This window comes from Maricaulis virginensis, from assembly GCF_027922185.1.
In the GTDB taxonomy this organism is placed as follows: domain Bacteria; phylum Pseudomonadota; class Alphaproteobacteria; order Caulobacterales; family Maricaulaceae; genus Maricaulis; species Maricaulis virginensis.
The window spans coordinates 502,673-528,391 of sequence record NZ_BSFE01000001.1 but is presented as its reverse complement, the minus strand read 5'-3'; the positions used below and the strand labels follow the sequence as shown (position 1 = coordinate 528,391).

At 65.9% G+C, this 25,719-nt stretch carries 27 protein-coding genes; 10 read left to right on the top strand and 17 right to left on the bottom strand.

What is annotated here, in order from left to right; genetic code table 11:
- Positions 1–3 precede the first annotated feature (3 nt).
- Both gatA and gatC read right to left on the bottom strand, forming a co-directional pair.
- Entirely contained in the window at positions 4–1,479 is a 1,476-nt protein-coding gene (gene gatA / locus PKE71_RS02580) for an Asp-tRNA(Asn)/Glu-tRNA(Gln) amidotransferase subunit GatA (RefSeq protein WP_271185388.1), read from the bottom strand.
- A 6-nt stretch (positions 1,480–1,485) separates the two neighbouring features.
- On the bottom strand, positions 1,486–1,773 hold the full coding sequence (gene gatC, locus PKE71_RS02575) for an Asp-tRNA(Asn)/Glu-tRNA(Gln) amidotransferase subunit GatC (protein ID WP_271185387.1): 288 nt from the start codon (positions 1,771–1,773) through the stop codon (positions 1,486–1,488).
- A gap of 100 nt (positions 1,774–1,873) precedes the next feature.
- Between gatC and ruvX the strand changes: the two genes are divergently transcribed.
- Positions 1,874–2,329, top strand: coding sequence for a Holliday junction resolvase RuvX (gene ruvX, locus PKE71_RS02570; RefSeq protein ID WP_271185386.1), 456 nt, complete (start codon positions 1,874–1,876; stop codon positions 2,327–2,329).
- A gap of 192 nt (positions 2,330–2,521) precedes the next feature.
- Positions 2,522–3,439, top strand: coding sequence for an AEC family transporter (locus PKE71_RS02565; RefSeq protein WP_271185385.1), 918 nt, complete (start codon positions 2,522–2,524; stop codon positions 3,437–3,439).
- Positions 3,440–3,578: 139 nt separating this feature from the next.
- Here the strand turns inward: PKE71_RS02565 and PKE71_RS02560 are convergent, their stop codons facing one another.
- On the bottom strand, positions 3,579–4,559 hold the full coding sequence (locus tag PKE71_RS02560) for an MBL fold metallo-hydrolase (protein WP_271185384.1): 981 nt from the start codon (positions 4,557–4,559) through the stop codon (positions 3,579–3,581).
- 279 nt (positions 4,560–4,838) lie between these two features.
- On the opposite strand from PKE71_RS02560, the gene PKE71_RS02555 reads away from it, so the two are divergent.
- From PKE71_RS02555 to dprA, 4 genes are read left to right on the top strand one after another with little or no spacing between them, the layout of a single operon-like run.
- On the top strand, positions 4,839–5,816 hold the full coding sequence (locus PKE71_RS02555) for an aspartate carbamoyltransferase catalytic subunit (RefSeq protein ID WP_271185383.1): 978 nt from the start codon (positions 4,839–4,841) through the stop codon (positions 5,814–5,816).
- Positions 5,813–7,099 (top strand): dihydroorotase, encoded by a 1,287-nt coding sequence (locus tag PKE71_RS02550; protein WP_271185382.1) that lies wholly within the window; start codon positions 5,813–5,815, stop codon positions 7,097–7,099. The genes PKE71_RS02555 and PKE71_RS02550 overlap by 4 nt, the downstream gene beginning before the upstream one ends.
- A 7-nt stretch (positions 7,100–7,106) precedes the next feature.
- The gene (plsY, locus tag PKE71_RS02545; RefSeq protein ID WP_271185381.1) at positions 7,107–7,745 is read left to right on the top strand and encodes a glycerol-3-phosphate 1-O-acyltransferase PlsY; all 639 of its coding nucleotides are present in this window, start codon (positions 7,107–7,109) and stop codon (positions 7,743–7,745) included.
- The gene (dprA, locus tag PKE71_RS02540) at positions 7,742–8,899 is read left to right on the top strand and encodes a DNA-processing protein DprA (protein WP_271185380.1); all 1,158 of its coding nucleotides are present in this window, start codon (positions 7,742–7,744) and stop codon (positions 8,897–8,899) included. Before plsY ends, dprA begins: the two co-directional genes overlap by 4 nt.
- A 15-nt stretch (positions 8,900–8,914) precedes the next feature.
- Here dprA and PKE71_RS02535 read toward each other — a convergent pair whose 3' ends face one another.
- The 4 genes from PKE71_RS02535 to PKE71_RS02520 all read right to left on the bottom strand — a co-directional run bounded on the left by PKE71_RS02535 (position 8,915) and on the right by PKE71_RS02520 (position 11,234).
- Complete coding sequence (locus PKE71_RS02535; protein ID WP_271185379.1) at positions 8,915–9,133, bottom strand: hypothetical protein; 219 nt, start codon at positions 9,131–9,133, stop codon at positions 8,915–8,917.
- Positions 9,134–9,194: 61 nt separating this feature from the next.
- Positions 9,195–9,662, bottom strand: a complete 468-nt coding sequence (locus PKE71_RS02530; protein WP_271185378.1) for a J domain-containing protein — start codon at positions 9,660–9,662, stop codon at positions 9,195–9,197.
- 2 nt (positions 9,663–9,664) lie between these two features.
- Positions 9,665–10,552, bottom strand: a complete 888-nt coding sequence (locus tag PKE71_RS02525) for a division plane positioning ATPase MipZ (RefSeq protein WP_271185377.1) — start codon at positions 10,550–10,552, stop codon at positions 9,665–9,667.
- Between the two features lie 79 nt (positions 10,553–10,631).
- On the bottom strand, positions 10,632–11,234 hold the full coding sequence (locus PKE71_RS02520; RefSeq protein WP_271185376.1) for an SPOR domain-containing protein: 603 nt from the start codon (positions 11,232–11,234) through the stop codon (positions 10,632–10,634).
- A gap of 84 nt (positions 11,235–11,318) precedes the next feature.
- Here PKE71_RS02520 and panC point away from each other — a divergent pair, with 84 nt between their 5' ends.
- Both panC and PKE71_RS02510 read left to right on the top strand, forming a co-directional pair.
- Entirely contained in the window at positions 11,319–12,185 is an 867-nt protein-coding gene (gene panC, locus PKE71_RS02515) for a pantoate--beta-alanine ligase (RefSeq protein ID WP_271185375.1), read from the top strand.
- A 53-nt stretch (positions 12,186–12,238) separates the two neighbouring features.
- Complete coding sequence (locus PKE71_RS02510) at positions 12,239–13,003, top strand: glutaminyl-peptide cyclotransferase (protein WP_271185374.1); 765 nt, start codon at positions 12,239–12,241, stop codon at positions 13,001–13,003.
- 3 nt (positions 13,004–13,006) lie between these two features.
- On the opposite strand, the gene PKE71_RS02505 is transcribed toward PKE71_RS02510, so the two are convergent.
- From PKE71_RS02505 to PKE71_RS02460, 10 genes are all read right to left on the bottom strand, one after another.
- Positions 13,007–13,438, bottom strand: coding sequence for a DUF1489 family protein (locus tag PKE71_RS02505; RefSeq protein WP_271185373.1), 432 nt, complete (start codon positions 13,436–13,438; stop codon positions 13,007–13,009).
- Positions 13,439–13,498: 60 nt separating this feature from the next.
- Positions 13,499–14,227 (bottom strand): hypothetical protein, encoded by a 729-nt coding sequence (locus PKE71_RS02500; RefSeq protein ID WP_271185372.1) that lies wholly within the window; start codon positions 14,225–14,227, stop codon positions 13,499–13,501.
- A 91-nt stretch (positions 14,228–14,318) separates the two neighbouring features.
- Positions 14,319–15,272, bottom strand: coding sequence for a hypothetical protein (locus tag PKE71_RS02495; protein WP_271185371.1), 954 nt, complete (start codon positions 15,270–15,272; stop codon positions 14,319–14,321).
- Positions 15,273–15,533: 261 nt separating this feature from the next.
- Positions 15,534–17,537: an acetyl/propionyl/methylcrotonyl-CoA carboxylase subunit alpha gene (locus tag PKE71_RS02490; RefSeq protein ID WP_271185370.1), complete on the bottom strand. Its 2,004-nt coding sequence runs from the start codon at positions 17,535–17,537 to the stop codon at positions 15,534–15,536.
- Positions 17,534–18,349 carry a DUF817 domain-containing protein gene (locus PKE71_RS02485; RefSeq protein ID WP_271185369.1) on the bottom strand — a complete coding sequence of 272 codons (816 nt, stop codon included), beginning with the start codon at positions 18,347–18,349 and terminating at the stop codon, positions 17,534–17,536. The genes PKE71_RS02490 and PKE71_RS02485 overlap by 4 nt, the downstream gene beginning before the upstream one ends.
- An 81-nt stretch (positions 18,350–18,430) precedes the next feature.
- Entirely contained in the window at positions 18,431–19,225 is a 795-nt protein-coding gene (locus PKE71_RS02480; RefSeq protein WP_271185368.1) for an enoyl-CoA hydratase-related protein, read from the bottom strand.
- A 301-nt stretch (positions 19,226–19,526) separates the two neighbouring features.
- A complete protein-coding gene (locus PKE71_RS02475; RefSeq protein WP_271185367.1) occupies positions 19,527–19,919 on the bottom strand; it encodes a hypothetical protein in 393 nt (130 codons plus the stop codon).
- A gap of 118 nt (positions 19,920–20,037) precedes the next feature.
- Positions 20,038–20,349, bottom strand: coding sequence for a hypothetical protein (locus PKE71_RS02470; protein ID WP_271185366.1), 312 nt, complete (start codon positions 20,347–20,349; stop codon positions 20,038–20,040).
- Between the two features lie 133 nt (positions 20,350–20,482).
- Positions 20,483–21,070, bottom strand: coding sequence for an NAD(P)H-dependent oxidoreductase (locus PKE71_RS02465; RefSeq protein ID WP_271185365.1), 588 nt, complete (start codon positions 21,068–21,070; stop codon positions 20,483–20,485).
- A 74-nt stretch (positions 21,071–21,144) separates the two neighbouring features.
- Positions 21,145–22,752, bottom strand: a complete 1,608-nt coding sequence (locus PKE71_RS02460; protein ID WP_271185364.1) for a carboxyl transferase domain-containing protein — start codon at positions 22,750–22,752, stop codon at positions 21,145–21,147.
- A 484-nt stretch (positions 22,753–23,236) separates the two neighbouring features.
- On the opposite strand from PKE71_RS02460, the gene PKE71_RS02455 reads away from it, so the two are divergent.
- Positions 23,237–23,872 carry a hypothetical protein gene (locus PKE71_RS02455; RefSeq protein WP_271185363.1) on the top strand — a complete coding sequence of 212 codons (636 nt, stop codon included), beginning with the start codon at positions 23,237–23,239 and terminating at the stop codon, positions 23,870–23,872.
- 97 nt (positions 23,873–23,969) lie between these two features.
- Entirely contained in the window at positions 23,970–25,718 is a 1,749-nt protein-coding gene (locus PKE71_RS02450; protein ID WP_271185362.1) for a patatin-like phospholipase family protein, read from the top strand.
- Position 25,719 lies beyond the last annotated feature (1 nt).

The following is a 25,719-nucleotide window of genomic DNA, read 5'->3' as shown; positions in this document are numbered from 1 at the left end:
GCCCTACCACCACTTCTCCGCCTTGAAGCCGAAGCCGGCACTGTCCTCGATCGCGGCACCGACCTTGAACATGGTCCCTTCGTCCAGGGCGCGCGTGATCACCTGCAGCCCCAGCGGCAGGCCCGACTTGTCGAGCCCCGCCGGCACTGACATGGCCGGCACGCCGGCCAGGTTTGCCGTGACGGTGAAGACGTCGTTGAGATACATGGCGATCGGATCGTCCGACTTGGTGCCCAGACCAAAGGCGGCAGACGGTGCGGCCGGGGTCAGGATGGCGTCGACCTTGTCGAAAGCGTCGTGGAAATCCTGCAGGATGCGCGTCCGCACCTTCTGGGCGCGCAGGTAGTAAGCGTCGTAATACCCCGCCGAGAGCACATAGGTGCCGATCATGATACGGCGCTGCACCTCATGGCCGAAGCCTGCGGCGCGGGTCTTCTCGTAGGTATCGACGAGATCCTTGCCCTCAACGCGGTTGCCATAGCGCATGCCGTCATAGCGCGCGAGGTTGGACGAGGCCTCCGCCGGCGCAACGATGTAATAGGCCGGCAGGGCGTATTTCGTGTGCGGCAGGGAGATGTCGACAATCTCGCAACCGGCGGCCTTGAGCCAGTCGATACCCTTCTGCCAGACCTCATCGATCTCGGCGGGCATGCCGTCGACCCGGTATTCCTTCGGAACGCCGATCTTCAGACCCTTCACCGACTGACCGACCGCGGCGGCAAAATCCGGCACGTCATTGGGCAGCGAGGTGGAATCCTTGGGGTCGTGCCCCGACATCGCCTGCAACAGCAGGGCCGAGTCCTTCACCGTCTTGGCGAACGGGCCCGGATGGTCGAGCGAGGAGGCGAAGGCCACGACGCCCCAGCGCGAGGTGCGGCCATAGGTGCCCTTCACGCCGACCGTGCCCGTGAACGAGGCCGGCTGGCGGATGGAGCCACCCGTATCGGTGCCCGTGGCACCGAAGCACAGATCGGCGGCCACAGCGGCGGCCGAACCGCCGGACGAACCGCCCGGTGTCAGGCTCTCATTGCTGTCCTTGGCCTTCCAGGGATTGACGACCGGACCGGTGTTCGAGGTCTCGTTCGACGAGCCCATGGCGAATTCGTCCATCGAGGTCTTGGCGACGAAGACGGCGCCCGCATCCCACAGCTTCGACGTCACCGTCGACTCATAGGTCGGCTTGAAGCCCTTGAGGATGTTAGACGAGGCAGACGTATCCACGCCTTCCACGGCGAACAGGTCCTTGATGGCCAGCGGCACGCCTTCCAGAAGACCGCCCTCGCCCCTGGCCAGGCGCGCATCGGCAGCCTTGGCCATGGCCATGGTCTTTTCCTCGTCAAAGGCCGTGAAGGCATTCAGCGCCGGCTGGGCCGCCTGGCAGGCCGCAAAGGCCTCCTGCGCAAGCTCGGTCGCGGAGACCTCCTTGCCCTTCAGCTTGGCGGAAACCTCGTCGAGGGAGAGTTTGAGAAGATCGCTCATATGCCCCTACTCCACCGATTTCGGCACGACGAAGAAGCCTTCATCGGACTTCGGTGCATTGGCGAGAACCTTGTCGCGGATCCCGCCATCGGTGATCTCGTCCTTGCGCATCGGCAGCGGGAAGGCGACGGGCGTCGTCATGGCCTGCACGCCCTCGACATCGACCTCGTCGAGCTGCTCGATCCATTTCAGGATACCGTTGAGCTCTCCCACCAGGGTGTCGATACGGTCTTCCGGCTCGGCGAGTCGCGCGAGGCGCGCAATACGCCGGACGTCGTCAGCGGTCACGGACATTGAAAATCACTCCGGATAGTCGAAGCCGATTGAGTACCAACCCGGTTTCGCAGGTGCAAGAAAGCTTGACGGCTGCGCCTGCACGGCGCATTGGCGGCGCATGCCCGTTATCGCCCTGGAAGACCTGACCGACGGCCCCCTGATCGCGCTCGATCCGGGCACCAAGACGATCGGCGTGGCGTCTTCCGGTGCATCGCGCGGGCTGGCCACGCCGGTGGAAACCATTGTGCGCACCAAGTTCACCGCGGATGCCGAACGGGTCTTTGCGCTTTATGACGAGCGCAATGCCGTGGCCATCGTGATGGGCCTGCCGGTCAATATGGACGGGTCCGAAGGTCCGCGCGTCCAGTCCGTCCGCGCCCTGGCCCGCAATCTGTTGCGCCTGCGCGATATCCCCGTCGTCTTCCAGGACGAGCGGCTCTCCACCTTCGAGGCCGAGGAAAAACTGATCTCCGCCGGCGTTCGCCGCGACAAGCGCAAGGCCGTCATCGATGCCCACGCCGCCGCCAATATCCTGCAAAGCGCGCTCGACCGTCTGGCGCAGCTGGGCGGATAATGATCCTGCCCCCCATCCTTCCCCTTGACGGGGAAGGTGCCCGGCGAAGCCGGGCGGAAGGGGTGAATCCCGGTGGTCGCATAGTCGCAGAGACCTCGCCCCCACCCCCTCCGAGCCGGAGCTGCGCTCCGGCCCACCTCCCCCATCAAGGGGGAGGATGACTTTCGCGGCGCGCAAGGATAGCCATAGGTCATGCAGGCTTCGATCGTCTCCGCTCTCGTCCCCGTATTCGGCGTTATCTTCGTCGGCTGGCTGCTGCGCCGGTCCAGCCTTTTGCCGGATGACAGCTGGGCCCCGATCTCGCGCCTCGCCTATCTGGGCCTGTCCCCCGCCCTGCTCTTCTCCTCGATCAGCCATGCCGACCTCAGCAACATCCAGCTGGGCAGCTTCATCCTGGCGGCTGTGCTGGGCTTTCTGGGCATGGCGGCGATCACGCTGGCGCTGAAACCCTTCCTGCGCATTCCCGATCCCACCTATACCAGCCTCTTCCAGGCAACCTGCCGCTGGAACGGCCTCCTGATCCTGGCCCTGGGGATTGCCCTGTTCGGCGATGAGGGCGAGATCCTGGTGGCGCTGGTCATGGTGGTCTCCATCCCGCTGGTGAACATGGAGTGCGTGGCGGCGCTTTCGGTGTGGGGCGATGGCGCCAAGCCGAAATGGGATTCGATCCTCTATCGCATCCTCACCAATCCACTGATCCTGGGTTCGGCCGCGGGCGGGATCGTCAATCTGGGGAATATCCCCCTGCCCGGCATGGTGATCGACACGGTCGACCTCATGGGCCAGGCCGCCCTGCCGCTGATCCTCCTGTCCGTGGGCGCCGGTCTCAACTTCACCGCCATGAGGGCCCGGCCGCGGCTTCTTGCGCTGTCGGTCTTCATCAAGCTGATGATCGGGCCGCTGGTGTTCTACGGCATCGGCCGGGCGCTGGGCATCGAGGGCGTGCCGCTGACCATCCTCCTGCTCACCGGCGCTTCACCCGGCGCCGCCTCGGCCTATGTGCTGGCGAAACAGATGGGCGGTGATGCGCCGTATTCAGCCGGAGACATCACGGCATCAGCGCTGTTCTGCTTCGTGACCATCCCGTTCTGGCTTTGGGCGTTGGGGTGAACGGCTCAACGCTTGATCACCAAACGTCACCCTGACGAAAGTCAGGGCCCAGTTCACAGAACACGATCATGCCAAGCTTGGCTCAAATCAGCTCTGCGACCTGGGTCCCGACTTTCGTCGGGATGACGGTGTTGAGTGCTCAATCCCCCAGACAATACCGCTCACCCTCGTCCGCCAGACCGAAGCCGGCCTCGAGTACCTGCTGGCGTTCCGGCGCATCGGGGAAGCGGACCGGATTGGTGTGGTTGAAGTGGATGAAGCGGATCTTGGTCTTCTCCGAGGCCGGCAGGTCCGCGAAACGGTCCATGGAATGCGTGATGAAGGGATGCGGGAAGCCGGACATGTCGCGGCCGGGTATCTCGCCATTGGCGAAGAAGGTGGCGTCAAGATAGGCGACATCCACCGAGGCCACCGCCCGTTCGATCATGCCGGGTTCGCCATCCCCGGCCTCACCCCACGCATCCCACTCCTCCCAGCTGTCGATATCGGGGAGGAAGAGCGCCGAGCGGTCCGGCCCGTCGATGCGGAAGCCGACCACCTCGGTATATTCCTGGCGATGGGGCACTTCGAAGGGCGTCACTGTGAGCGAGCCCACGACGGACGGTTCGTCGGCCTGCAGGTCTACCAGCACGATATTGCCCAGACGCACCAGCTGGTCCCAGGGCCCGTTGGAAAACAGGAAGGCCGCCATGGACGGCATGACATGCACCGGCACGCCCCGGGCGCCCATGCTTTCAAAGCCGAGATACATCAGCCCGGTATAGTGGCCGATATGGCCATGGGTGAGGAATATCCCGTCCAGCCCGGGTCCCTCGCCCGCCGGCGGTGCAAATTCATCCAGACGCTGCAGCTGTTCGCGCATGTCCGGCGTCGCCTCGAACAGGTAGCGCGCATCGTGCGGGCGGTCGACGACGGCCAGCGAGGTCGCCAGCCGCCGCAGGGACGGATCGGCCCAGGCCGGGTCGTCCGGATTGCCCATCTGCGGCGCCCCGCCATCCTGGGCCACGCCCAGCACCAGAAGTTCAACCGCACAGCGTGGTGCGTCCTGGGCCGGAGCGGCAGCGGCGAAAACCGTGGATGCAAGAAGGGTCAGCGCCAGCGCGCCCGGACGAGTCATCATGGTGGAAACGAGAGGACAAGCCGCCGGGCGGGTCAAGCCTCGCGATTGCCAGGGCTCACCCCGCCTGCGGGGGAGCTGTCCGCGACAGCGGACTGAGGGGGCGGCGCGCAAGCGGCGCAGAGCGCGTCAGCGCGCATGGCTCTTCCCCATCGCCTCGCTACGCTCGGCACTTCCCCCGCCCACGCAGGGGAAGCCTTCGCGTCACGTCTTGCCCGTTGCCGCGACTGCCCCTATACCGCCGCAGACATCTTTCCGGGGCCTGACGAAACGGGAGGCGGGATGACCCGCGCCGCATTTTCCTACGACTTCCCCCACCGCCACCTGATCTCGGTGGCCGATCTCAATCCCGTCGACATCCGCATCATCTTCGAGCGCGCTGCCCGCTGGCTGGCGGTGAACCGCACGCCAGACAAGTCGAGCGATGTGCTCAAGGGGCTGACGGTGCTGAACCTCTTCTTCGAGGCTTCGACCCGCACCCAGGGCTCGTTCGAGATGGCGGGCAAGCGGCTGGGCGCCGATGTGGTGAATTTCGCCGTCGCCCACTCCTCGGCGTCGAAGGGCGAGAGCCTGTCGGACACGGCTCGCACGCTGGCGGCCATGCGTCCGGACATCATGGTGGTGCGCCATTCGGCGACCGGCGCGCCGCGCTTCCTCGCGGAACGGACCGGACTGGCCGTGGTCAATGCCGGCGACGGCATGCATGAGCACCCGACCCAGGCCCTCCTGGACAGCTTCACCCTGGCTCAGCACTGGGGCGAGGTGGGCGGCAAGCGCATCCTGATCGTCGGCGACATCCTTCACTCGCGCGTCGCCCGCTCGAATATCGGCCTGCTGAACATTCTCGGCGCAGAGATCCGCCTGTGCGCCCCGCCCACCCTGCTCCCCTCCGATGTCGACCAGTGGGGCTGCGACGTCTTCCACGATCTCGACGAAGCCCTTCAGGACTGCGACGCCGTCATGGCACTGCGCCAGCAGAAAGAGCGCATGTCCGGCGGCTTCGTACCCTCGGCCCGCGAATTCTTCCACCTGTTCGGGCTGACACACGAGCGCCTCGAGGTCTGCGCGCCCGACGTGCTGGTCATGCATCCGGGACCGATGAACCGGGGCACGGAGATCCACACCAAGCTGGCCGACGATCCGGAAAAGAGCGTGATCCTGGAACAGGTCGAAAGCGGTGTGGCCGTGCGCATGGCGGTGCTCGAACTGATCGGCGAGACGATCCGCCGCGACTTCGACAGCCGGGAGGCGGGACAATGAGCGAGACCAGCCTGGCCATTATCAATGCCCGCCTTGTCGACCCGGCCTCAGGGCATGACGGCCCCGGCGGGCTGCTGATCGAGGACGGCGTCATCGCCCAGACCGGCAGCGAGATCGATGTCGATGCAGCCGACGCAGTGATCGACGCGAAGGGCTGTATCCTCGCGCCCGCGCTGATCGACCTGCGCTGCGCCAAGGAACCGGCCCTCACGCCTGACGGCGAAACACTGGATACGCTGACGGCAGGCGCGGCGGCCGGCGGTTTCGGCACCATCGTGCTGGCCCCGAACGCCCGCGCGCCGCTGGACAAGGCGGACGGGTTTGCGGGCATGAATCGCGGTCTCGCGAAACACGGTGTCAATGTGCTCTCCGCCTGCGGCGCGACCCAGGGCCTGGCCGGCGAGCAGATGGCCGAGATCGGGCTGATGGTGCGCGGCGGTGCGGTCTACGCCGGCCAGGGCGACCGGCCCATTGCCGACACCCGCACCATGCGCCGCCTTCTGGCCTATACCAGCCAGTTCGATATCTGGCTCTCGGTGCGCCCGGCCGACTGGGCGCTGTCCGACGGAACCGTGGCGCTGGAGAGCGACTGGTCGGCCCGCATGGGCCTGCCGGCAGAACCCGCCCTCTCCGAACGCATCGCCATCGAACGCGACGCCGCTTTGGCCGAGCTGTCCGGCGGCAAGCTGATGATCGACCGCCTGTCGACGGCTGACGGACTGGCGGCCCTGCGCCGCGCCCGTACGCGCGATCAGGAGATCGCCGCGACCGTGGCCGTCGCCCACCTCACCCTCAACGAGGTCGATGCCGGCGGGCTGGACAGTGCTTTCCGCATGGATCCGCCGCTGCGCAGCGAAGCCGACCGGCGCGCCCTGGTCGAGGCGGTCACCAGCGGCGAGATCGACGCCGTGGTCACCGACCACCGCCCCACACCGTTTGACGACAAGGGCGAGCCCTTTGCTCTCGCCATCGCCGGCACGATGAGCCTGGAAACGGCGCTCGGCGCGATGCTGGGCCTGGTCCATGACGGCCAGCTGGAGCTGATCGACGCCCTGCGTGTGATGACCTGCGGCCCCGCCGATCTTCTGGGGCTGCCGCAGGGCCGGATCGCCGAAGGTGCACCGGCCGACCTGATCCTGATCGATGGCGACAAGCCCTGGGTCTGCGATCCGGACCGTTTCCACTCTGCCCGCGGCAATTGCGCCTGGGCCGGACGCCGTTTCCAGGGACAGGTCTTGCAAACTCTCGTCGGCGGAGTCACGATATACAACCAAAAGGCGTAAACCGGTCATGCAAACTTTCTATCTGGCAATCGCGGCTATCGGTGGCTACCTGTTCGGTTCCATCCCCTTCGGCCTTGTGCTGGTAAGGCTGGCCGGCCTGGGCGATATCCGTGCGATCGGGTCGGGGAATATCGGTGCCACGAACGTGCTGCGCACGGGCCGCAAGGATCTCGCCGCCGCCACGCTCCTGCTCGACGCCGGCAAGGCGGGCATCGCCGCCGCCGTCTTCGGCCTTCTCCTGGGCACCACGGCCGGCCTGGTCGCCGGCGCTGCCGCCTTTGTCGGCCACTGCTTCCCGGTCTGGCTGAAATTCAAGGGCGGCAAGGGTGTCGCGACCTTTGTCGGCACGATGCTGGTCGTGTTCTGGCCGGTCGGACTCGTGGTGATCGGCACCTGGCTGCTGATGGCCGCGATCTTCCGGATTTCCTCGCTGGCCGCCCTCACTGCCGCCCTCGCTGCCCCGGCCGCCGCCTGGTTCCTCGGCCGGACGGACGTGGCGATCATGGCCGGCGTGCTGACCGTGCTGATCTATGTCCTGCACCGCGCCAATATCGCGCGCCTTCTCAAGGGCGAGGAACCGCGCATCGGCGGCAAGAAGGATGCTGCGGCTCCGGCCACGGACGATCCCGGAGACACGGCCGCATGAGCGAAGCCGGGCCCGGCCACGCCGAAAGGGTGATGTGGCTGCGCCTGGCGCGCACAGAAGGGCTGGGCGCCGTCGGCTTTGCCCGGCTGATCGCCCGCTACGTCACGGCCGAGGCAGCGCTCGACGCCCTCCCCGGACGCTGCCGCAAGGCGGGCAAGCCGGCTCCCGTCATTCCCTCCCGCGAGACGATCGAAGCCGAACTGGATGCGGTGGACCGGATCGGTGGCGTGATACTCACCGGGATCGATCCCGGCTTCCCGCCACTCCTCGCCGCCATCCCTGCACCGCCGCCAGCCCTGGTCGTCAAGGGCGACCTCGCCCTGCTCGACCGGCCGGCCTGTGCCATGGTCGGCGCCCGCAATGCCTCGGCAGCCGGCCTGCGCTTCGCGCGCGAGCTGGCGCACGGGCTGGGCGGCGAAGGCATTGTCGTGGTCTCGGGTCTGGCCCGCGGCATCGATGGCGCCGCCCATGCCGGCGCGCTGGAGACCGGCACGATCGCCGTCGTCGCCGGCGGCATCGACCACATCTACCCGCCCGAGCATGCCGATCTGCACAATGCAATCGCCGAGCGCGGTCTTGTCGTCTCCGAACGCTCTCTGGGCCGCATCCCGACCGCGCGCGACTTTCCACGCCGCAACCGGCTGATCTCCGGCCTGTCCCGCGGTACGGTCGTGGTCGAGGCCGCGTTGCGTTCCGGCTCGCTGATCACGGCACGCTTTGCCGCCGAACAGGGACGCGAAGTGATGGCCGTGCCCGGCTCGCCGATCGATCCGCGCGCCCGCGGCTCGAACCAGCTCCTGCGGGACGGCGCCCATCTGATCGAAACCGTCGAGGATGTGACCGGGATACTCGCCGGCCTGCAGAGCCTGCCGCAGGTGCGCGAAGCGGCCCCCCAGTCCGGCGATGACCTCTTTGATGAAGACTGGCCGGACACGCCTGTGGACGAAGCCGCGGATGCCGGCAATGACGACATCAGCGGCACCAGCCGTATTCGCGGCCTGGTATCGCCAACCCCGGTCTCGGTCGACGAGATTGCCCGGCAGAGCGGCCTGCCAGCCGGAACGGTGTCGGCCATGCTGATGGAATTGGAGCTGACGGGTGAAGTCGCGCGCCTGCCGGGCGGGCTGGTCCAGCGCGTCACAGCCACACGCTAGACAGCGGACACAGCGTCAGCCGGACTCGCCGGCTTCCTCGATCGCGCGACCTTCCATTTCGACGATCTGGGCCGCGACCTCGATCAGTATGGCGGCCCGGTTCATCCGGAAACGATAGGCATCTTCACTGAGCGTTCGAAGGTGCCGGGACAGCTCTTCCGCTTCGGCGCCGCAGGTGAAAGCCGGAGCGGGACTTTTGTTGAAAAGGTCTGCCGAGCGTCGTGCGCGTTTCATCGCCGCCTCCTTCGCCGCGGCAAACTACAACCAAAAGAGGCAAGTGCGAGCGTGACGCGGATCACGACTTGTCGTTGAGATGATCCAGCAGCAAATCCCGCGCGTCCTGGACCTGGCGTGCCAGCGCTGCCGAGCCTTCGCCGGTGTCGGGATGCAGCTTCTTCATCAGGCGCCGATGCGCCTGGCGGATTGTCTCGGCATCGGCGGACGCATCGACGTCGAGAATCTCGCGCGCCTCGGCCAGGCTCATACCTGTTGCCGGCGCTGTGCCGGCCGATCCGCCGGAACTGCGCGAGCGGCGATGGGGAACGCGGATCGCCCGGCCCAGCATGCCGAGACCGAACAGGCCGATCGGCCCGCCGAGGATGACGGCGCCGCGCAGGCAGATCACCACGCCCGCGATCAGGGCGCCGCTTCCCAGGATGATACGCACCATGCGCGCGGCATCGTCCGTCTTCTGCTGCGAAAACCACCACGCCGCCCCCAGACAGGCGGCCAGCAGCAGAGCTCCGAAGACAAAAGCGGCCATGGCTAGAACGGGATGGGCTGACCTTCCAGGCCCGGCAGTTTGAGCACGATCAGCAGGTCGCGCAATTCCTGGCGCGCTGCGACATGGCTCATGGTGAAGGTGACGGTGGAGCCGTTCTCGGTCAGGTCCAGCAGGGTCAGCCCCAGCGGGAAGAGCTCCCGGTAGATGACGCGCTCGGCAAAGCCCGGTGCGAGCCGGAAACCGATCCTCTGGGAGAGCATTTTCAGCCCCTCGCCCACACGGCGCTTGTTGCGCGCATCCAGCATGGAGATACGATTGCGCATCACCACCCAGTCGATCGATTCCTTCTGCATCGCCGCCTTACGCTTGCGGCATTCCCAGACCATTTCGCTGTACAGGCTCGGACTGCCGACCTCGAACGTGTCCGGGTCGATCTCGGCCAGCAGGTCGAAATCGATGAAGCTGTCATTGACCGGCGTGATGATCGTGTCGGCGCTGGAATGCGCCAGCCGCGAATAGAGCGTGTCGGCGCCCGGCGCGTCGATGACGACGAAATCGCACTGGGTCTTCAGATCGGTCAGAGCCGCCGAGAAACGATCGGTCTCTTCCTGTTCGGCCAGGTCCAGATCGCGCTGGACCGACGGTGCAAGCGCAATCTCCACCGGCCGCGGCAGGCCGAGGCCATGCCGTTCGCACCAGCGTTCGCGATTACCCAGATAACGGCCGAAAGTCCGCTGGCGCAGATCGAGATCCATCGCGCCGACCGTCTTGCCCATGCGCATCAGGGCCACCGCCAGGTGCATGGCGACGGTCGACTTGCCGGCCCCGCCCTTCTCATTGCCCACCACGACGACATGCGCTTCACGCACGCCGTCGCGGACACGTCCGAGCGGGCGCGACGGCAAACGGAAGGCCGGATGTTTCGTCATGACTACCCAAATCCCCTGCGCGGCTCCGGCGCCGCAAGGGACACCGGACCGCGCCTGCCCGATACGGCGCTTCCTGCGCTCACCCGCCGTCCTCCGGCGACGCGAAAGGCCTGCCGGAATAATCGGTCGCCTGACAGTACTGGCCGGACGACCGCAAGGCTGTGCAGACCTCCAGGGCCGCCGCGCCGGTATCGAACGGCCCGGCCTTGAGGCGCAGGAAATCACCCTGTTCCGGGATATGGGCGTGTTCGAGGCGTGCGTCCAGACCAGCCAGCACCGGATAAAGGCCCTGCAGCTCAGCCCAGCCACGCAAAGCCATCGCCTCGCGCCGGTATGAGGCGAGATGAACGGCATGCATGACGCTTTGCGCATCTTCGAATTCCGGTGCCGGCGGCAGGTCCTGCGGGCCGTCAGCCCCCCGCCCCGGCCCCTCTTCGGCCGGCAGGCTCTCCAGGCCGACCAGCGCCGCCGCCAGAGCGCGCAGCTCGGGATAGACCTGGTCGAGGGTCTCCGGTTCGAAGCGGGCCAGATGCGCCAGTTCCCGTGCGGTCGCATCGGCCAGACGCGCCGGCTGGGTGTCGGCGACACCGGCTTCAACAGACACATCGCGATCACGGTCGCCGCCCGTCGTCGCGCAGGCGCTGACGATAGCGGCAAGCAGAATGGCTGGCAGAATTCTCATGGCGCTGTATCTAGGGCGAGTCGGATCGCTTGCCTGTATCATGGCTTATGATATTCCCCGGCCTGTCTGTTTTGCGGAACAACCATGCTCAATCTCCAGATTCCCCACGCCACGACAGTCTCGGCCCTGCGCGCGCGCATCCGCAGCTGGCGCGATGACCGGCTGTCCATCGGTTTTGTACCGACCATGGGCGCGCTGCACGACGGACATATCTCGCTCGTCCGGCTGGCGAAAGCCCATTGCGATCGTGTTGTCGCCAGCGTGTTTGTCAATCCCAGGCAATTTGCCGAGGGCGAGGATCTGGACGCCTATCCGCGCACCATGCTTGAGGATTCCGAAAAGCTCACCCTCGCCAGGTGCGACCTGATCTTCCTGCCGGACGTGGCCGAAATGTATCCCGAGGGCTATTCGGCCAATATCAGCATGCAGGGCGCGGCTGTAGGCCTGGAGAGTGTCGCCCGTCCGCATTTCTTCGACGGCGTCGCGACTGTCGTCGCCAAGCTGTTCAACCAGGTCCGTCCGGACATGGCCTTCTTCGGCGAGAAAGACTACCAGCAGCTCCTGGTGATCCGGCAGATGGTGCGCGACCTCAATTTCGGTATCGACATCATCGGCGGCGAGACCATGCGCGAGCGCGACGGCCTCGCCATGTCCTCGCGCAATGTCTACCTGTCGGCAGACGACCGCGTCCGGGCTGCCCGGCTCAACGTCATCCTCAAGGAGTTCGCGGCTGCGCTCAACGCCGGCATGCCGGCAGACCAGGCACAGAAGGCCGCGATGGCCAGTGCAGCCGCCGCCTTCGATGCGGTCGACTATGTCGAGGCCCGGTGTGCCGCAACCCTGGAAGAACTCCCGTCCGGTCCGATCGACCGCGATGCCCGCGTACTGGCCGCGGTGCGGCTGGGCTCGACCCGGCTGATCGACAACATGGCGGCAAAACGGCCTTCGTGATGCCCGAATTGCGGTTAAGCTGACCGCTCGTTCAGCCTGCAGCGGAAACCTCGATGATCTCGCGTCTTCTTTTTGCCCTTGCTGGCCTTGCCGTTCTCGCAGCCCCGGCGGCCGGCCAGGCACCGGTCTCGCGCGCTACAGCGGAAATCGTCGCCACCTATCCCCACGATACGGGTGCCTTCACCCAGGGGCTCTTCATCGAAGACGGCGTCCTGTTTGAAAGCACGGGGCAGGTCGGTGCGTCCGGCCTGCGCCAGGTGACCTTGGAAACGGGGCATGTGGAACGCCAGACCGCGCTCGAACCACCCTATTTCGGCGAAGGCTCCGTCCAGCTGGGCTCCAGCATCTACATGCTCACCTGGCAATCGGAGACCGGTTTCATCTTCGACGCCGGCACGTTCGAGCGCATCGGCACATTCGACTATGAGGGCCAGGGCTGGGGGCTGACGCATGACGGCACGCATCTCATCCTGTCGGATGGCACGGCAGAGCTGCGCGTGATCGACCCCGCCGATTTCTCCACGATGCGCACCATCGAGGTGACCCTGGCCGGGCGGCCGGTGCGGCGTCTGAACGAGCTGGAATGGGTCGATGGCGAGATCTGGGCCAATGTCTGGCAGTCGCCGCTGATCGTCCGCATCGATCCTGAAAGCGGAGCGGTCACGGGTCTGATCGACCTGACGGACCTTGTCCCGCCCGCCCTCGCCGGCAGCCATGACGCCGTGGCCAACGGGATCGCCTGGAACCGCGAAACGGGCCAGATCTACGTGACCGGCAAGCTGTGGCCGTCGCTCTACGAAATCCGGATATCCGAATAGGCCCTACCAGGCACCGATTTCCAGCAGTTTGGCGCGCAGGTCCGGTGGCAGATCATCGCCGCCTTCGACCGGACCGGCGACGTCCTGCGGTGCGTCCTCGGGCTTGAGATAGCGCCAGCCCTGGAAAGGCCTGCGCGGCGCGGCCGCGGTACGGATGACCTCGGTCGACATCACGATGGCACAGCGTTTCACCCCGTCCTCCCCGTCGACCGTTTCCAGCGAGATGATGTCGGAGCGGCAACGGATGGCGCCACCGATCACCCAGTAGAGCGATCCGCCGTTTTCCACCTCGTCGCGCTTTGCCGGCGTCATGCGGGTCACATGGACCGAGACCGGCGGTTCGCCGGCGGCCCGGCGCCGGGCCGCCGTGCGGGCCATGGACGCTTCCAGCTCCTCGATCGAGGAGACACCGACACAGAGCTTCACCAGATGCATGACCATGGGTCACAGTTAGGGCGACTCAAGGGGCCGGTCAAAGCGTCGTGGCCGTCCGGGTCAACGGGCGGCGTTGCCCAGATACTCGATCTCGCTGAAGCCGATTTCGAAACCTTCCTGGAAGGTCTGGAAGGCCGCGCTGCCCTCGATGTTCTGGGTAATGCGGACCAGGACCGGCGCCGGCAGGTCGGCCATCTCGGCGAACTCCTGTTCCAGTTCGAACCGGTTCACACGAATGGCGAAGTTCGGCTTGAAGCTTTCCGGCGCATAGAGTCTCAGATGGCGCACGCCCGGTTCGCTGCGGCCGACCGTGATCTCGCCGCGCAGATACTCGGCAAAGGCCGCATCCTCTTCGCTGTCCGCGTCCAACTGAGGCTGGAAGCGATAGGTCACATCATCGGCGTCCTGCAAATGCAGGTTCACCGTGCCCGGCAGGAAAAGCGCGTCTTCACTGTCAAAGAACAGGCCGCCCTCGTCCTCTTCGTCATCATCGCTGGTGATGACATCGTCCCAGATGGCCCGCTGTTCTTCCGTCAGATCGGCCTCCAGCGGAGAGACCAGCGTCCAGCGGTCCGCCTCGGGCTGGGCGCCGTCAAACCGGGCGACGATCTCTCCGGCGCTGCCGGTAAAGGTCAGAAGAAAGCGCCAGTCGGCGTCATTGTCCTGGGCGACGGCGCGGCCGAGCGCGGCCTCGAATGCCTCCAGCTCGTCCGCCGGCCCGGTCTGGGCATACGCAGGCAGGCTCATCAGGCTCGCTGCGCCCAGCGCAGCAGCAAAAACATGTTTCATTGTGCGGTCTCGATACGGTCATCCCTCGCCATCGGCCATAGCAGGGACCACCGGCGCGAACGCATTAAAATCCTGTCACCTTCGCTCGATCTCAAGCGGCCTGGCGGTTCACGAAACCGTCCGGCGCGTTCGGATCGATATCGAAGGTGCGCTCGCTCTTCGGCATGGCGCGCTCGGGCTCGCCGAACAGCTTGATCTTCAGCTTCACCATCGCCGTCAGCAGGCGCTTGCCCAGTGCGCCCAGGCCTTCGGTCGAGGTCGAGCGCGGCCTGTAGCCCAGCGACCGGCGCAGCACGCCATTGGCAAAGAGGATCGAGTTCTGCAGCCGCGATTGCGGCGTGGAAATCTCGAACGGCACCGACACGTTGACGCCGGACTGGTTCTCGATCCGGTGCGGACCGTGCAGCGGCCAGTTGGCCGCCATGCCCGGGTGCAGATCGACCGTGAAGGCATCGGCGTCCCAGGCCGGATCGAAATCGATATCTTCGGTCTTGTCCTTGTGCAGGACAGCCTCGACATCGTCGGTATTCAGATAGGGCAGACGCGGCGGATAGGTGCGGAACCGCTTCACGCCGCGCATGTGCCACAGCATGGTTTCCGACACATCCGAATGCAGGAAGACCTGGGCTGTCGGCGAGGAGATGAGAATGCCCGCTTCGGCGACCAGCGGCCGGAAGGACGGGTCGGCCTTCTTCATGTCGGCGAGCATCGCCTCGTAGATCGGCCGGTATTCCGGATCACGGTCCATGGCATGGCGCAGATTGATCCACAGCTTGCCGCGGCGCACCGCCTCGATCAGTTCCAGGCCCGACAGCGCACCGGGATCACCGGCCCGCCAGCTGTCATGATCCGTCGCATCATCGCCCATGGTGCAGAAATCGATCAGGTCACGCGGGTGCCGCTCGATCAGCGCTGCCAGCGCCATGTCGGAGAAGGCATGGTGCTCATGATAGCTGTGACGGATGACGACGGGCTGCTTGCGGAATTTCCGCCGCGCCTCGTCGGTCCAGCTGCTCGAAAAACGGGCCATATAGGTGTCGCGCATTGAACCGCTCCCTTGGATGTCCCCCCAGGAAGTGCAAGCAATATGCCGGTCTCGCGTGACACGGGAATGATGGAGTTTTCTTCCCACGGGACGTGGGGAAGTGGGCCGATGCACAGCATCGGGTCGAAGGGGCCTCCGGAGCCGAAGGCGTAGGAGGGAAGCGGCGGAGCCCGTCACGGACAGCCCCCGCCGCGCGATGCGCGGCGGCCCGTCCACCGCTTCGCGGTCCCCCTCCCCGCGTTCCGCGGGGAGGAAAAGCCGTTAAGCCGCCTCGTCCACCTCTTCAGCGAGCGTGACCAGGATATCGCCCTCACCTACCTGGCCGCCGGCCTCGACGCTGACTTCAGCAATCACGCCATCGCGCGGTGCGGCGAGCGCGTGTTCCATCTTCATCGCTTCCAGCACGACCAGCGCCTGTCCCCTGGTGACGCTGTCGCCCGGCTTGATGTTGACGGCCAGGACCTTGCCCGGCATCGGCGCCTTGATCACACCGCCTGCCTCGGCCGCATCGGCCAGGGCTTCCGGATGCGGTTCGGCAAACACCGTCACCCGGCCACGGCACGCCACGAGCATGCCGTCATCAACCGGTTCGCAGTGCGCAAGGATACGCTCGCCATCGACCACGGCCTCGAAGCTGTAGCCCTCGAACATCTCGCCGACCTCGAGCCCTTCGAGCACCGACACCGCGTCGCCGGCCCGAACCTCGATCCGCTCGCCTTCCAGCTTCAGCACGGCTTCCACCGGCTCGCCGCCAACCTCGAACCGGCAGGACAAGTGCGGATCGCCATTGAGACGCCAGCCGTCGGCGGCGTCGAACGGATCCAGCGCCGCCGCGATCACCGGTCGCAGGTCGAGCACGGCCAGCGTGGCGAAAGCCGCATCGGCCGGTTCTACGGCCGACGGAATGAGGCCGTCGATGCGCTCCTCAATGAAGCCCGTCGACAGTTTCTCATCCAGGAAATCCGGGTTGACGGCAGCGCGCCGCAGGAAGCCGGCATTGGTCTTCACCGGCCAGACGACCAGATCGTCGATCATCCCGGCCAGACGATGCGCCGCCTCGCGCCGGGTGGGTGCATGAGCGATCAGCTTGGCGATCATCGGGTCATAATGCAGCGACACCTCGCCGCCTTCCTCGACGCCGGTATCGACCCGCAGAGAACCGCCGGAGGCCGGCAGGTCCAGACGGTGAAGCGGCCCCGTCGACGGCAGAAAGCCGCCCGCCGGATCTTCTGCATAGAGGCGCGCCTCCATGGCGTGACCGGACAGGTGGATATCGTCCTGCTCGGGCACGGAGCCGCCGGCAGCGATCTTCAGCTGCAGCTCGACCAGGTCGAGCCCCGTGACCATTTCGGTGACCGGGTGTTCCACCTGGAGACGGGTATTCATCTCCATGAAGAAGAAACCGTCCTCGCGCAGCGGGCCGGAACCGTCGACGATGAACTCCACCGTGCCGGCGCCGACATAATCGACAGCCCGGGCCGCATTGATGGCGGCCGAGCACATGGCGGCACGCACGCCCGGCGTCATACCCGGCGCAGGCGCTTCCTCGATCACCTTCTGGTGCCGGCGCTGCAGCGAACAGTCGCGCTCGAACATGTGGACGACCCGGCCGCGGCTGTCGCCGAAGACCTGGACCTCGATATGGCGCGGATTGACGATGAATTTCTCGATCAGCACCCGGTCGTCGCCGAAGCTCTTGGACGACTCGCGCTTGCAGCTTTCCAGCGCAGCCGCAAAATCCTCCGCCTTCTCGACCTTGCGCATGCCCTTGCCGCCGCCGCCGGCCACGGCCTTGATCAGCACGGGATAGCCAATTGCGCCGGCTGCTTCGGCCAGAAGCTCCGGATCCTGGTTGTCGCCATGATAGCCCGGCGTGACGGGCACGCCCGCCTCTTCCATCAGTGCCTTGGCCCGGTCCTTCAGACCCATCGCACGGATCGCGGATGCCGGCGGTCCGACGAAGATGATGCCGTTGGCGGCGCAGGCTTCGGCAAAGGCGGCGTTCTCGGACAGGAAGCCATAGCCCGGATGGATGGCATCGGCCCCTGTTTCCTTCGCCGCGGCGATGATCTTGTCGGCGACCAGGTAGCTCTCTGCGGCCGGAGCCGGACCGATCGCCACAGCCGTGTCGGCCATGCGCACATGGGGCGCATCGGCATCGGCTTCGGAATAAACGGCGACGGTGCGGATGCCCATGCGCTGGGCGGTCCGCATCACACGGCAGGCAATCTCGCCGCGATTGGCGATCAGGAGCGTCTTGATCATGGGTCTGGCGCCTCGCTCTTGGAACCGGTCTGTGGATCTGGACGACGGTATTGCACAGCCGCCACCAGGACAAAACTGATGATCATCAGGAGGTACCACGAGCCCAGCTTGGCGAGCGACACCATGTGCCAGCTCACCTCCTGCCCCGGATAGGACCAGGCGCGCGCAAACGTCCCGATATTTTCTGCGAACCAGATGAACAGCGCGACCAGCAGGAAGCCGATCACCAGCGGCATCGGCCGGTAGGCCCGGTCGGGCCGGAACCAGACCACGCTCCGCCCGTAGAGCAGCACTGTCGCCGCGAACAGGACATAGCGGATATCGACCGTGTAGTGGTGGGCAAAGAAATTGATATAAACCGCTGTCGCCAGAAGATATTGCCACCACATATTCGGAAAGCGGTCGAATCGGAATTCGAAGATGCGCCAGACCCGGGCCAGGTAGGACCCGACGGCGGCGTACATGAAGCCGGAGAAGAGCGGCACACCCGCGATCCGCAGCAGGCTCTCCTCCGGATAGACCCAGCTGCCGGCATAGGTCTTGAAGATTTCCATCACCGTGCCGACAACGTGGAAGGCGGCGATCACCTTCGCCTCCTCCCAGCTTTCCAGCTTGCTCGCGATCAGCGCGACCTGGATCGCCAGGGCAGCCAGGGTGAGAAAGTCATAGCGCGCCAGCGCCGCGTCGGCCGGGTACCAGAGGAAGGTCGCCAGCAGCAGCGCCAGCATCAGCCCGCCGAACAGGCAGGCCCAGGCCTGCTTGATGCCGAAGCTGACGAATTCGAACACGCCCAGCGTGACCGGCCCGCACACAAACCAGGCCCGCAGCGCCTCGCGCCGCCGGTGCAGGAATGCCCGCGGATCGGGACGGCTGATCAGCGCCGGGTCCTCCGCCTATTCCGCCCAGTTCGGCTTGCGGCGTTCCAGGAAGGCGGCGAGGCCTTCCTGGCCCTCTTCGGAGGCCCGGCGGCGGGCGATCGCCTTGGCCGTGTGTACAACAAGGCCGTGATTGATCTCCTGGCCGAACACATCGTCGACCAGCTGCTTGGCATCGTGCACGGCGCCGGGCGCCGCGGAGAAGGCGAGCTTGGCGAGATGCTCTTCCATCTGCGCCATCTCTTCCATCGTCTCGACGGTGTACTGCGCCAGGCCGATCTTCTCGGCGAAGGTGCCGTCAAAGCCTTCACCCGTGGCGAACAGGGCGCGGGCCCATCGCGGGCCGATCGCACGCACGACATAGGGCGAGATCGTCGCCGGCGTCAGGCCGAGACGGACTTCGGAAAAGCGGATCTGGGCATCCTTCATCACCACGCCGACATCGCAGGCGGCCAGCAGGCCCGCTCCGCCGCCCATCGCAGCGCCATGCACCAGGGCCACGGTGAGCTGGGGCAGTTCGTGCAGGCGCTTGAGCATATTGGCCAGCGCCATCGCGTCTTCTTCATTGTCGGCCTCGGTGAACAGGGCCGACGCTTTCATCCAGTCCAGATCGGCACCGGCGGAGAAACTCTTGCCGGCCCCCCGCAGGAAGACGATGCGCACGCCTGCCTCGCTTGCCCGCAACGTCTCGAACGTGTCGGACAGCCGGGCGATGACCTCGGCATTGAAGGCATTGTGCTTGTCGGGACGGTTCAGCGTGATCACCGCCACACCGGCCGGGCTGACATCGAGAAGCACGGGCGCGTCGGACATGGGAAGGCTCCTTCATTTCGGGGCTGTGTGTGCCAAGGCTTAGCGCCCGCCCGCCGCCGTCACAATGAAAAAGCACAACTCATCCTTCCCCTTGATGGGGAAGGTGGGCCGAAGCGGAGCTTCGGGTCGGAAGGGGTGAATCCCGGCGGGGGCGAATTCGCGAACACCTCGCCCCCACCCCATCCACCACGCCTGCGGCGCGGTCCCCCTGCCCCATCAAGGGGCAGGATGAAGCGTGGCACATGAAAAAGGGCCGCCGGATTGCCGGCGGCCCTCTGTCTTTGCAGGTCTCGCGACAGGATCAGTCGCCGCGGAAGATCAGGCCCTTGACCAGACCCAGGACCAGGATGGCGACGAAATAGCCGATCGCCAGGGCGCCCAGATAGAGCAGATAATCGGTCTGGGTGAATTGCTGTATGAAACCGTTGAAGTCGAACCCGGTCGCCCCGCCCCGCACCATCGGCATCACGATATCCACGATGACATGGATGATCACGCCGACGACGGTGAAGATCAGGATAGCGCCAATCTCGCGCATCAGCAGCGCCAGGACCAGGGCAATCACGCCCAGCTGGATCCCCAGCATCATCCAGTTGACGGAGCTGACCCCGTCACCGGCATAGGCAATCAGCCCCGGCATGAAGAAGTCGATAGCGGGCTGGATATAGCCCATGATCTGGTCGAGAAATTCCATTACGCGGTCCCCTTCCGCAACTAACGCTGGCCCATCTTACCCCAAGTTCGAGCCATCCGTTAACGATCTTTCCAAACATGTCCCAAGGGAAGCCGGTTCTCCTGAGACGCGAACACCGCTATTTTCTGAAGACCATCCGCTTGATTGCAAACAGGATCGCGACAACGATCAAATAGCCGACAAACAGGACGCCGGCGTAGCGCCAGAAATGCGGCTCAAGCAGCGGCGGCAGGCTGAAACCGCCCGACCCGGCAATCACCGGTGCCAGGCTTTCCAGCACGATATGGGCCAGCGTGGCGCCGACCGCGACGAAGGGCAGGCGCGCCCAGGCGGTCATCATCAAGGTCGCCACGACAGCCACAAGCAGGCCGAGCACGGCGTTGACTTCTGCGAAGCCCTCGCGGGCAAACCCCAGAACGGACTCAAGCATGTTCGATACTCCCCCAGCGCTTGCCTGCTTGCGGCGATGCGGGGGAGATACTAGCGCGAATTAACCATTTGTCACGGAGAAAGCGTCCGGAGGCCCGGAGCAACTCTTTGAATTTTAGGGTATTCCGAGCCTGTCAGACGCCGCGCCGCCCGAGCGCTTCCACCTTGTGCAGCATCTTTGCCCGGCCTGGCACGCCCGCGGCTTCCACGCCGCCCAGTATCGTCCGGCGGACGGGCCTGAAGCCGGAAATACGCAGAATGCCCTTCTCCAGCGCCTTCACGCTGTGGCCGCCGAACATAGTGCCGTAGGCAAAGCCGGGCATGCCCATTGTCACGATGATCCGGGCCGACTTGCCCTTCATCTTCTGCGCCGGCCAGCCGGCACCGTCATTCGTCGTGGCGAGCAGGAATTCATTGCGCGCCAGCTGTTCCAGGAAGGCCTTGAGGCGGGCCGGCATACAGCCCAGCCAGAGCGGAAAAACCAGGACAAGATGATCGGCCGCCGCCAGCTTGCCGCGCTCGCCGACGATCTGCATGTCGGGCGGCGTATCGAATTCGGACTGGTTGTGCAGGAAATCGATCGGCAAGCTGCCGATATCGATCCGGCTGACTTCAAAGCCCGCCTCGCGGGCGCCGCGCTCATAGGCCTCCGCCAGCGCCGGAACGAAATGCTCCGGCGACGCGTCCGGATGTCCGTTGATAATGCAGATCGACCGTTTCATGACCGCACTCCCTGTGCGGTCTTTATACACCCGGCATCCGTGCTGGGCCGCGTGTCACGGCGCCGCAGGGCAATCTACATCCGGAACACGCCGAATTTCGTCTTCTCGATCGGGGCGTTGAGCGACGCCGAGAGCGACAGGCCGAGCACGCGGCGCGTGTCGGCCGGCGCGATCACGCCGTCATCCCACATCCGGGCGGTCGAGAAATACGGGTGACCCTCGGCCTCATAGGCCTCGCGGATCGGCTGTTTGAATTTCGCCTCGTCCTCGGCCGGCCAGTCCTCGCCGCGGGCTTCCATGGCGTCGCGCTTGACCGTGGCCAGCACCGAGGCGGCCTGCTCGCCCCCCATCACCGAGATGCGCGCATTCGGCCACATGAAGAGAAAGCGCGGGGAATAGGCGCGCCCGCACATGCCGTAATTGCCGGCCCCGTAGGAGCCGCCGATGATGACGGTGAATTTCGGGCCCTTGAACGTCGACACGGCCGTGACGAGCTTGGCGCCGTCCTTGGCGATGCCGCCGGCCTCGTATTTCGAGCCGACCATGAAGCCGGTGATATTCTGCAGGAAGACCAGCGGGATGCCGCGCTGGGCGCACAGCTCGATGAAGTGGGCCCCCTTCTGGGCGCTTTCGGAGAAGAGGATGCCGTTATTGGCGATAATGCCGACCGGCATGCCGTAGAGCCGGGCGAAGCCGGTCACCAGCGTCTCGCCATAGAGTTTCTTGAACTCGTCGAATTCGGACCCGTCGACGATCCGCGCGATCACCTCGCGTACATCGAAGGGTGCGCGCGTGTCGGTGGGGATGATGCCGCCCAGCTCGGCCGGATCGTATTTCGGCTCGCGCGGGTCGGTAACATCCAGATCGATGGTCTTCACGGTGTTCAGCGTGCCGACGATCCGCCGGGCCGTATGCAGGGCGTGCTCGTCATTTGCGGCATAGTGGTCGGCCACGCCGGAGACACGGGCGTGCACGTCGGCGCCGCCCAGATCCTCGGCCGAGATCACCTCGCCCGTCGCCGCCTTCACCAGCGGCGGCCCGCCCAGGAAGATCGTGCCCTGCTTGCGCACGATCACCGTCTCATCCGACATGGCCGGCACATAGGCGCCGCCCGCCGTGCACGAGCCCATCACCACGGCGATCTGGGGAATGCCCTCGGCGGACATGTTGGCCTGGTTGAAGAAGATGCGGCCGAAATGGTCGCGATCGGGGAAGACCTCGGCCTGGTGCGGCAGGTTCGCGCCGCCGCTGTCGACCAGATAGACGCAGGGCAGACGGTTCTGCATCGCGATTTCCTGGGCGCGCAGGTGCTTCTTCACCGTCATCGGATAATAGGCGCCGCCCTTGATGGTGGGATCGTTGCACACGACCATCACTTCGCGGCCCGAAACGCGGCCGATGCCGGCGATCATGCCGGCGCCGTGCACATTGCCCTCATACATGCCGTTGGCGGCCAGGGCGCCGATCTCCAGGAAGGGCGAGCCGGGATCCAGCAGACGCTCCACCCGGTCGCGGGGCAGCAGCTTGCCCCGGGCGACATGGCGCTCGCGCGACCGTTCCGATCCGCCCAGAGCCGCCTCGGCCGTCTTCGCGCGCAGGTCGGCGACCAGCGCCTCCATGGCCGCCGCATTCTCGCGGAAGGTATCGGACTGGGGATCGATGGCGGAAGCGAGCTGGGTCATGATCGGGTCCCGGTTTGGTCAATCTCTGCCGCTGCTTAACCCGCCAGGCCACCCGAGCGCAATTGTTGCTGCATCCAAAGCGGTTCCCGCACGCATCTTTCCCGGCACAGGTCCAACGGGACAAGACCATGCGCAAACACGCCATTTCTGCCGGCCACCGCGCATCGCGGGACCGATCTGATTCGGCAAGGTGCTGCCCGTGCGCGCCCCTGTTCCGGGCCCGCACAAACCGGACGGGAAACGGAAAAGTTGTTGCTTTGTCAGGAACGCAACCGGGTTTCCCACGTTGTTTGGATGGAATGCCTTGGCGCCGTCACACTTCTCCGGCAATGTCTGGTTCGGACCGCCGGGACAGGGCGGGCAGGGCGAATGAAAAATGAGTGCGTGGCCGGGTTAACGAGTGATTCAGGCCTCCGCTCGCAGGCTCACGGGCGTGATCTTCACGCTTTCTGTGATGTCCCGATTTCGTTCGCGGGAGGGAGCAATGCGTAAGCAAATTTTTGTTTCCATAGGCTTTGCAGCCGCGCTCTGCGCCCCTGCCATGGCGCAGTCCGCCATCGATTCCGAGGCCTGGCTGACCGCCCCGGCGAGCGTCGAGAATCCCGGCGCCGTGCGCTGGCGGATCACGACGGAATCGTCCAGCGGCACTCCTGTCGTTATCGGTTCCGGGCAGACGGGCGGCGACCGCGAGATTTCCGCCATCGCCGGCCAGATCGACTTCTATCCCTTCGGCGATGAATTCTACCTGTCGGCCGGTACGGTCGCGCCCAATGACCGGGGCCGATACCCGCTGTGGACCCGCGATACCGGCCAGCGCCCCGATGTCTTCCCGCACGCTGAACTGGCTGAAACTGCCAATCCCAGCCAGATCGAGCGTCTGACCCGCTATTTCGGTGCCGGCGTCACTGTGCGGACCATCGACGACTGGAGCCTGACGGTGGAAGGCGGCGCCTATTTCCAGGATTCCGGTGAAGACCGGATGGTGCTGTTCGATCCGGACACCGGCGAGAACCTGCCGCTGCTGGAGGATCTCGACAGGATGGATGTCGAGGCCGTCGGCGAAACCCAGGGCCGCTCCGTCCGCCCGGTCGGCCATCTGGTGCTGCGCCGCCGTTTCTAGCGCTGCGCCAGACCTGGACGCCACCCGCGTCCATCCCTCTTCATATCGCCCCGCGTCACCCCTAGAGTAAGCGTCGAATCTTCACGGTCGGCGCACCATGCCTCTCAACCTGTCCTTCCTGCCTTTTCTCAACCGGATCGAGAAATCGGTGCTCGATGCCGTCGAGCACGAGGTGGAATGGTTCTGCCTGCCGGCCGGCAAGCTGCTGTTCCGGGAAGGCGATGATGCGGACGCCTTCTATCTGGTGCGCTCCGGCGCACTGGCGGCTTTCCGGGACGGGGCCCTCGGCCGGCCGGACCTGATCGGCTATATCCGCGCCGGCGAGCCCGTCGGCGAAATGTCGCTGCTGGACGAGACGCCGCATTCGGCCAGTGTCTACGCCCTGCGCGACAGCGAGCTGGTCCGCCTGCCCAAGGCCAGTTTCGAACGCCTCACCTCAAAACATGCCAGCCTGATGCGCGAACTGTCCCGCATGATGCTGGCGCGCCTGCGCGGGCCCAAGCGGCCGGCCGGATCGGAGCCGCGCGTCTTCGCCCTGATCTCGACCTCGCCGACCATTGACCTCGACTACCGGGCGCGTGAGCTCAAGGCCGCGCTGAAGACAATCGGCACCAGCTGTGCCATCGCCGACGAGACGTGTGCCGACTGGAGTGCCAGCCAGCTTGATGTGCTGGAGCAGGACCATGATGTCGTCCTGCTGGTCGCGCGCTTTTCCGACCCGGGCTGGGCACGCCGCGCGATGGGCCGGGCCGACCGGATGTGGTTGTTCGCGCGGGCCGACGCGCGGCCCTCAACCCCGCTCCTGCCGGACGACCCCTCTCCCGCCATGCGGCTGAAACTGCTGGATGTTGTTTTGCTGCACCCGGGCGGGGTCACCGCTGCCTCACGGCCGCAGGAATGGGCCAATGCCTCGGATGCCGCCCGCGTCTTCCACTGGCGCCAGGACCAGCATGTTGCCGACACGGCCCGCCTCGCCCGCACCCTCGCCGGCAAGTCCGTCGGCCTCGTCGTCTCCGGCGGCGGCGCCCGGGCCTATGCCCATCTCGGTGCGATCCGCGCCCTGCGCGAAGCCGGTGTACCGCTCGATTTTGTCGGCGGCGCCTCGATGGGCGCCATCGTCGCCGCCGGGATCGCGCTCGACTGGAGCGATGACGAGCTGGACTGGCGGATACGCAAGGCTTTCGTCGAGACCAATCCGCTCGACGACTGGACCCTCCCCGTCATCTCAATGGCGCGGGGCGAAAAGGTCGACCGGCGCCTGAAAGAGCATTTCGGGGATGTCGAGATCGCCGAACTCGTGCGCCCCTATTTCTGCCTGTCCTCGAACCTGGCGTCCGGCCGGCCGCATGTGCACCGGTCCGGCCGCCTGCGCGATGCGCTGCGCGCCTCGATCGCGATTCCCGGCCTTTTGCCGCCCGTCGTCCTGCACGGCCAGATCCTGGTCGACGGGGCCGTCTTCACCAATTTCCCGGCCCGCGAGATGCGCGCCTTCCATCGCGGAGCGGTCGTCGGGGTCGATGTGACCCGCGCACAGGGCCTGAATCCGGACGATTTCATCGATCCGCCGAGCTTTTTCGGCTGGGTGCGGCGGCACGGGCTGAAATCCCCGCCGCCGATCGCATCCCTGCTGATGCGCGCGGCCACGGTGGGGGTGGCCGACCATCGCGATATCGGACGCGAAGCCGCCGACCTGCTCATCCTGCCCGACACGCCGGTCGATATCCGGCAGTGGGACCGGTTCGATGAAGTGGTCGAAGCGGGTTACGAGGCCACACAGGACATGCTGGCCGGCATCAATGACGAGATGCGTGCACGGCTGGGCCTGCCTGTACCGCCCGGGGCCTGAC